Annotated in this window: 8 protein-coding genes and 1 pseudogene; 5 read left to right on the plus strand and 4 right to left on the minus strand. The window is 74.0% G+C overall.

Annotation, left to right across the window (positions count from 1 at the left end):
- Nucleotides 1-298: pseudogene (locus ABD353_RS13435) on the plus strand (hypothetical protein); the annotation flags it as partial.
- 51 nt (nucleotides 299-349) lie between these two features.
- Here the strand turns inward: ABD353_RS13435 and ABD353_RS13440 are convergent.
- Nucleotides 350-580, minus strand: coding sequence for a hypothetical protein (locus ABD353_RS13440; RefSeq protein WP_344623821.1), 231 nt, complete (start codon nucleotides 578-580; stop codon nucleotides 350-352).
- Here ABD353_RS13440 and ABD353_RS13445 point away from each other — a divergent pair.
- On the plus strand, nucleotides 579-1,073 hold the full coding sequence (locus tag ABD353_RS13445) for a hypothetical protein (RefSeq protein WP_344623787.1): 495 nt from the start codon (nucleotides 579-581) through the stop codon (nucleotides 1,071-1,073). The two genes, ABD353_RS13440 and ABD353_RS13445, sit on opposite strands and share 2 nt — an antisense overlap.
- Before the next feature lie 212 nt (nucleotides 1,074-1,285).
- Here the strand turns inward: ABD353_RS13445 and ABD353_RS13450 are convergent, their stop codons facing one another.
- On the minus strand, nucleotides 1,286-1,657 hold the full coding sequence (locus ABD353_RS13450) for a fic family toxin-antitoxin system, toxin component (RefSeq protein ID WP_344623788.1): 372 nt from the start codon (nucleotides 1,655-1,657) through the stop codon (nucleotides 1,286-1,288).
- Entirely contained in the window at nucleotides 1,654-1,863 is a 210-nt protein-coding gene (locus tag ABD353_RS13455) for a hypothetical protein (RefSeq protein WP_344623789.1), read from the minus strand. Before ABD353_RS13455 ends, ABD353_RS13450 begins: the two co-directional genes overlap by 4 nt.
- A 158-nt stretch (nucleotides 1,864-2,021) precedes the next feature.
- Here ABD353_RS13455 and ABD353_RS13460 point away from each other — a divergent pair, with 158 nt between their 5' ends.
- Nucleotides 2,022-3,272, plus strand: coding sequence for an SUKH-4 family immunity protein (locus tag ABD353_RS13460; protein WP_344623790.1), 1,251 nt, complete (start codon nucleotides 2,022-2,024; stop codon nucleotides 3,270-3,272).
- Between the two features lie 43 nt (nucleotides 3,273-3,315).
- Here the strand turns inward: ABD353_RS13460 and ABD353_RS13465 are convergent, their stop codons facing one another.
- Entirely contained in the window at nucleotides 3,316-4,881 is a 1,566-nt protein-coding gene (locus ABD353_RS13465) for an FAD-dependent oxidoreductase (RefSeq protein ID WP_344623791.1), read from the minus strand.
- 91 nt (nucleotides 4,882-4,972) lie between these two features.
- Between ABD353_RS13465 and ABD353_RS13470 the strand changes: the two genes are divergently transcribed.
- Together ABD353_RS13470 and ABD353_RS13475 are read left to right on the plus strand one after the other, a co-directional pair.
- Nucleotides 4,973-5,614, plus strand: coding sequence for a TetR/AcrR family transcriptional regulator (locus tag ABD353_RS13470; protein ID WP_344623792.1), 642 nt, complete (start codon nucleotides 4,973-4,975; stop codon nucleotides 5,612-5,614).
- A 231-nt stretch (nucleotides 5,615-5,845) separates the two neighbouring features.
- Nucleotides 5,846-7,063: an esterase/lipase family protein gene (locus ABD353_RS13475; protein WP_344623793.1), complete on the plus strand. Its 1,218-nt coding sequence runs from the start codon at nucleotides 5,846-5,848 to the stop codon at nucleotides 7,061-7,063.
- The last annotated feature ends 87 nt before the right edge of the window (nucleotides 7,064-7,150 follow it).

The raw sequence follows: 7,150 nt of genomic DNA on the forward strand, positions 1-7,150 counted from the left end.
CGGTCACCACCCGCGCGACCTGGCGGGCGGCGGGGGGCCCCGGCTGCCCCCCGAGATGCTCTTCACCCCCGGGGGGGCCGCCCCCGCCGGCTACCTCGCCTGCCGGGGCTGGCAGCGCGGGGAGCGCTTCGCCATGCGCGCCGCCCTGTCGATCAGCGGCCGGGACGTCGGCGCCCTCGCCGTGCAGACCATGTACGACAAGGTGCGCAGCGGCAGGCCCTTCCCCGCCGAGGCGTTCGCCCCCACCGCCATGGTCGACCCGGAGACCTGGCAGGCCTCCGGCGCCACCTGCGACTGACCGGCCGCCCCGGTGGCCCTCCACCCCGACGGGGCACGGCCGCAGCCGCGCCTACCGTCCGTCCTCGTCCTCGCCGCCGACGGACGCGGGCAGTTGATCCCGGATCAGCTCCATGACCGAGCTGTCGGTGAGGGTGGTGACGTCACCGAGACTGCGGTGCTCGGCGACGTCCCGGCACGGCAGCCCGCCGCACGGGCGCTCCTGTCCCGTCCACCCCGCCGCAGACCGGCCGCCGCTCGGCCTGCCCGCGGGCCGGGGCGCGCTCTGGTCGGATGCGGTCATGGACAGCGGCAGCCATCCGGAATCGGGTCTCACCAAGAGCGTCTGGAGCGACGCCGACTTCGAGGAGATGGGCTGGCACGACGCCACCCTGCACGGCCTGTACCTGCAGCAGACGGACGACGTCGTGCCGCGACTGCTCCTCGACCTCGACTACGTCGTCCGCTGGGTGCACCCCGTCCGGCCCGCGAAGAACTTCACCTTCTGGGTGGCTCCCGCGACGCTCGTCTTCGAGCAGGTCTGGGACCTCGAGGGCAGCCTCGGGCTGACGAACACGCACCCGGAGCTGGAGATCGACGACGTGCACCGGCTCGCTCCGGACGACGGCAGGTCCGAGTGGCCGCAGTGGCACATCGAGGGGCACGGATTCGACCTGAGGTTCCGTGCCGGAGGCTTCCGTCAGTACGTTCGGCAGACCCCGCGGCACACCCCGGCCCCGACCCTGTCCGCCGCCGAGCGCGGAGGCTGCTGCTTCACCGAGGCCGGCTTCGGCTGAGCGACGGAGGAGCCGTCGGCAACGGATCGGCGCCCGGCGGGGTGAGGCGCAGGCCGGCCGCTACCTGAGTAGGGGCAGGGCGGCCGGCCGGCGCAGGAGAGGCGGTGGCCGCTCCGTCCCCGACGTTACGGGGTGGCCGGCGGGACGGGGGCAGGCTCGCCGCGCGTCGCGGTGGTTCACCCGTCGGCACCCGGTGGCCGGGGGGACGCCCGTCAGGCGAGCCACGTCCTGAGCACGGCGGCGAGATCGGCCGCGGTGGATCCGTGCCGCCTCAGCTCCTCGGCCACCGCGGACACCCGCTCCTGGTCGAGCTTGACCGAGACCCCGCTCGCCAGCAGGTAACCGTGCGCGACGGCCACCGCCACCCGCAGGTTCGAACGCTCCAGCCACGGCAGCCGGCCGAGCGTGTGGGCGAGCGCCGCAGCCCGGGTGAACGGCCCGTCGTAGACCTCCTGCCCGGCGACCACGGCCCGGTGCCGCTCCACCGCGGAGATCGCCACCCCGTAGTCCACCGGTGCCGGGTCCCCGACCCCGGCACGCTCGGCGACCTCGAGGATCCAGGCGAGATCGACGTGGAGGATCACGCGGCCTCGATCCCGTCGAGCAGGTCCGCGTACTCGTCCAGCACTTCCTGCGCACCGGCCAGGAAGACCTCGCGCAGCTTCTCGTTGTCGTCCCGGATCAGCTGCGCCACGTAGTCGTTGACGGGCATCCGCCGGGTCTCGGCCGCGTGTCTGGCCATTTCGGCGACGGTCTCGTCCATGCGGAGGTTCACCTGGGTCTTCGCCATACCCCCGAAGATAGCAGGTGATAGCAGGGTGGTGGAGGGGGCGTTCACCGCCCGTGATCCCGGTGCGTGCCGCACCGTTGGCGGTCGTTGCGAGGGCTGTCGGCGAGGTGCCGTAGGCTCATGGCCGAAGATCATCGACGGGAGCGGGGGAGCGGGGCATGGGGACGACGGCGTGGCGGCCGGACGGGTTTCCGGCGCAGGTGGCGGAGTACGGGGAGGCGTTGTCCGAGGTCGCCCGGGTCTACGGGACGGAGGACGGGGCCGGACCGGAGGAGTGGGCGGCGAGGCTGCGGTTCGCGGCCCTGATGCGGGGTGACCGGGCGCTCGCCGACTGGCTGGACGGCCTCGGCCTCGCGATGCCCTGGCGGGTGGTGTGGGCGCACTGGCGGCCGATCGAGGTGTGGGACACCGGCGCCGTCGCGCCGGGCTGGACCGGCCCGGTCGCGCTGCACGGCTTCCGGGCGGGTGGCAGCGAGGTCTGCCTGCAGTCGCGCTACGACCACAGCTACCGGTGGTACGCCCTGGAGGACGGTGCCCCGCTCGGGGAGCCGTCGCCGGACGAACCGGCACAGGAGGGGCCGCCGGCCGCGGTGGCCTCGGCGCTGGACACCGGTGACCCGTGCCACTCGATGGTCGAGGTCACCGTCACCCGGGCCGGTGCGGCCTCCGTCCACGCGCTCTACCCGGTGGCCCACGACGACGACATCCAGGTGCTGCCCGGGGACCGGGTGCTGATCGCGGGCTACAGCGGCGCCGCACTGTTCGACTTCGGCCCGCCGGCCGCAGCCGCAGCCGCACCCACGGCCGCGCTCACCGGTCAGGACGCGGACGCCGGCGCGCACCACCGGGAGACCGCGCCCAACCTGCTGCCCCGGGACGCCTGGTGGGACGCCGCACGGCTCACGCCCGAGGACGTGCAGACGTACTACAGGGGCGTGGTGCTCGCGGATCCCGGGCAGCTCGCCGCGGCGACCGGCGACGCCCTGTCGGCCCGGGCGCTGGCGACGCTGGGACTGCCCAGGATCTCGGCGCTGGGCTGGCTGGACACCGACCGGGCGATGAAGGAACTCACCGTCACGGACGGCCGCCTGGTGATCGCCGAGGTCCACGGCGAGCCGGCCCTCCGGCTCGACCTGGCCACCGGCCGGGTCGTGGACTCGTACGGCGACACGGTCAACACCTCGCTCGCCGCCTTCGCCGCCTGCCTCGCGATGAGCGACTGGGCGCTCTGCCTCTCGGTGGGCCGTGCGACCCGTGGCGACGACGGGTTCGGCGAGCACTACGCCTTCCTCGCCTTCGTCCGCTCCTCGCTCGTGCGGATCGACCCAGAGGCGGCGGCCGCCGCGGAGGACGACGACTGGTGGTGGCTGGGGCAGACGGAGGACCACTGCTACTCCCTGGGCGCCTGACGGCGCCCGCGGACGCCGCACCGTCAGCAGGCCCCGCACGAAGTCAGGGCAGCCGCACGAGGTGCTCGGCGATCGCGGCGAGCAGGCTGTCCGCGTCGGCGGGGGTGCCGTCCGTGGCCCAGCGGACGTAGCCGTCGGGGCGGATCAGTACGGCCGCCGCGGCGGGCCCGTCGGTGCAGGTGGCGCGGACGAGGTCGACCTGCGGCGGGAGCGGGAGACCGGCCGGGACGGCTCCGGCGAGGTCGAGCAGGACGGCGTGCCCCGCGGCGAACAGGGCCGACAGCCGGACGGTGCCGGTGCCTCGGGTGAGTTCGGTGTCCGGGACGCGCCGGCCGGTGAGCGGGTGGTGCCGTGGGTGGCCGTCCTGCGGCGGGCAGTGCGGCGGGTAGTGCAGGGAGAGGCCGGACATCAGCCCGGCCAGGTGGCGGTTGGCGTCGGGCAGGCGCAGCAGGTCGGTGACGATGTCGCGCAGGGCGGCCACGTCCTCGCTCGGGTTCGGGTCCGCGAGGACGCGCTGCGCCGAGGTGTGGTGCAGCACCTGGGCACCGACCGGGTGGCGTTCGGCGTGGTAGCTGTCCAGCAGGCCGTGCGGTGCGCGGCCCCGGACGGTGGCGGCGAGCTTCCAGCCGAGGTTGAAGGCGTCCTGGATACCGAGGTTGAGGCCCTGGGCGCCGAGCGGCGGGTGGACGTGCGCGGCGTCTCCGGCGAACAGGACGCGCCCGGTGCGGTACTGCTCCAACTGCCGGGTGGCGTCGGTGAACCGCGAGGAGTTGTCCACCGCGCCGAGCGCGGTCTCCTCGCCGTACACGGCCCGCAGCGCCTCGGCGATCTCCTCGCGGGTGACGGGGGAGTCGCGGGAGGCGTCCGCCTGGTCCGCCTGGTCCGTCCCGTCCGTGCGGCCGAAGGTGAAGCGGTAGCGGTCGCCGCCGAGCGGGGCCAGCATCGCCCAGTGGTCCTCGGCGCGGCGGATCAGGGTGCTCATGTGTCCGAGCCGCTGCGGCACCAGCGGGGACGCGGCAGACAGGCGGATGTCGGCCAGCACCGCCCGGTGGGTGCCCGGCCGGCCGGGGAACGGGAGGCCGAGGAGCCGGCGCACCGTGCTGTGGGCGCCGTCGCAGGCGACCAGGTGGCGCGCCCGCACCTGCAGCCCGTCCGCCGTGACGACCACACCGTCCTCGTCCTGGTCGACCGCACGGACGGCCGTGCCGCGCAGGATCCGCGCGCCGAGGGCGGTCGCCCGCTCCTCGAGCACCTCCTCGATCTCCCACTGGGGGAGCACGATCGGGAACGGGTGCCGGGTCTGCCAGGGCGTGCAGTCCAGGGGGACGGGCAGGGCCGCGAAGTGCCCGCCCACCGGGTCGCCGGGGGCGGTCCGGCGCAGGATCGGCTCCAGCAGTCCGCGCAGCTCCAGCAGTTCGGCGGTACGGGGCTGGATCGCGCCGCCCTTCACCTGCTCGACGCGCCGGGGCAGCCGCTCCAGCACCAGGGTGTCGATGCCCGCCAGGGCCAGTTCGCAGGCCAGTGCCAGCCCGGCCGGGCCGGCACCGACGACGACCACCTCCGTCCCGGCCGCGGTCCAGGTCTCGTCGACGGTCCCGTTCTCGGTCAAGGTCCTCACTCCGCTCTGATTCTCGCCTCAGGGCAAATGTATACCAGGTGCAGAAATATCCCGGGAGAAGCCCTCTGCTAGGTTGGTCGCCGTGGACGGCATGCCAGGGCTGCGGGAGCGGAAGAAGCAGCGGACCCGCGCGGCGATCTCCGACGCGGCGATCGCCCTGTTCCTCGAACACGGCTTCAACCAGGTCTCGGTGGCCCAGGTCGCCGAGGCGGCCGAGGTGTCCAAGCGCACGCTCTTCGCCTACTTCCCGACCAAGGAAGACCTCGTGCTGCACCGCCTCGCCGACCACGAGGCCGAGGCCGCCCGCGTCGTCCGCGGCCGCCCGCCGGGCACCGCCCCGCTGGACGAACTGCGCGCGCACTTCCTCCGCGGCCTGCACGAACGGGACCCGATCACCGGACTCAACGACCACCCCCACGTGCTGCGGCTGACCCGGATGATCCAGGACGCGCCCTCCCTCGCCGCCCGGATGGACCGGTTCAAGGCCGGCGCCGAACAGGCCCTCGCCCGGGCCCTGCAGGAGACGGCCGACACCCCCGAGCTCACGGCGCGCCTCGCCGCCGTCCAGATCGTCGGCGTCCAGTGGGTGCTGGCGCAGGACAACGCCGCCCGCCTCGCCGCCGGCACGCCCGCCGACACCCGCCACCCGGGCGCCGTCGCGGACGCGGAACAGGCGTTCGCTCTCCTCGCCGACGGACTGCGGGACCTGACGCCGCGCCGGTGACCCGAGAGTGCACCGGCGGCCCGAGGGTGCCCCGTGTGCAGGGGCGCCTGCCCCGGACGCCGTGCTGTGCGATCAGCTGATGATTCGTCCGTCGAGGGGAACCGTTCGCGTGGGAACCGGCCGCCCCGCTCCGCGCCGTCCGATGATGCTGGCGTCGCCCGCACGGGCCTGCGGTCCCCAGCCCCGTCCCGCGGCTGCTGCGGCCCGTGCGTACCCGAAGGAGGTAATCCCTTGTCCGACCAGGACGAGAAGGCGGAGCAGAGCGTCGGCGCCTTCACCCTCGCGGCCCCGCTGGACTCCACCGCCCCCACCCCGCTGCCGTACCCCGTACCCACGCCCGACGAGGAGTGGCAGCTCCCCAACGGCTTCGCCCACGTCTTCTACGGCGAACGCAACCGGGGCATCACCCGCCCCGTGATCATCGCCGACGGCTTCAACCTCGGCCGCAGCGACCTCACCTGGCTCTACGCCGGCCTCGACCGCGACTACCCCTTCCTGACCGAGCTCCGCCGCCGCGGCCGCGACGTCGTCCTGCTCGGCTTCGACGAGCGCTCCGCCTCCATCACGGCCAACGCCGAGGCCGCGATCGCCTGCATCATGCGGACCGGCGCCGAGCAACTGGGCTCCGCCGGGCTGACGGTCGGCGGTTTCAGCATGGGCGGCATCATCACCCGCTACGCCCTGGCGCGGCTGGAGATGCAGCGGATGGACCACCGCACGCGGCTGTACTTCTCGTACGACAGCCCGCACCGCGGCGGTGTCGTCCCGATCGGGCTCCAGGCGTTCTCCCACTTCATCCCCGTGCCCAACGACTTCGCGCGGCAGATGAACAGCCCGGCCGCGCGGCAGATGCTCTGGCGGCACTACGACCCCGCCACCGGGACGATCGGCGTGGCCCCCGAGCGCACCGAGTTCCTGCAGCAGCTGGAACGGCTCGGCGGCTGGCCGCGCCTCCCGCGCCTGATCGGCGTCGCCAACGGCCGCAGCGACGGCACCGGCCTCGCCGTCGAGCCCGGCGACATCACCCTCACCGTGAACCGGATCTACCCCGGCACCACCTTCTACGCCCAGTCCCAGGGCGACGACGCCGTCGTCGCCGAACTCAAGCGGCGCTTCCCCAAGGCCGAGAAGACCGTCACCACCAGCGGATTCCCCGAGCTCGACGGGGCCCCCGGCGGCACGCTGCGCTCCTACGGCATCCTCGCCGACATGCTCGAGAAGTTCGGGGCCCAGGTCGACCTGCGCCACGAACACGTCTGCTTCGTCCCGTCCGTCAGCGCGGTCTCGATCCGCGACCTCGACGACAACAAGGCCCTGTACGCCGACATCGACGACCTCGACCCGTCCGAGAGCGACCTCGACGACTTCCTGTGCTCCAGCACCACCACCGAACACACCGCCGTCACGCGTGAACTCGGTGAATGGATCCTGGACCGCCTCCCCGACTGATCCGAACCGCGCCCGGCACCGACGGGCGCACCCGGACCGACCGGCGCGCCCGCCATCCGGACGGCGGCGCGCCCGCCGGATGGCGGG

The sequence above is a fragment of the Kitasatospora arboriphila genome (assembly GCF_039528095.1).
Lineage (GTDB): Bacteria > Actinomycetota > Actinomycetes > Streptomycetales > Streptomycetaceae > Kitasatospora > Kitasatospora arboriphila.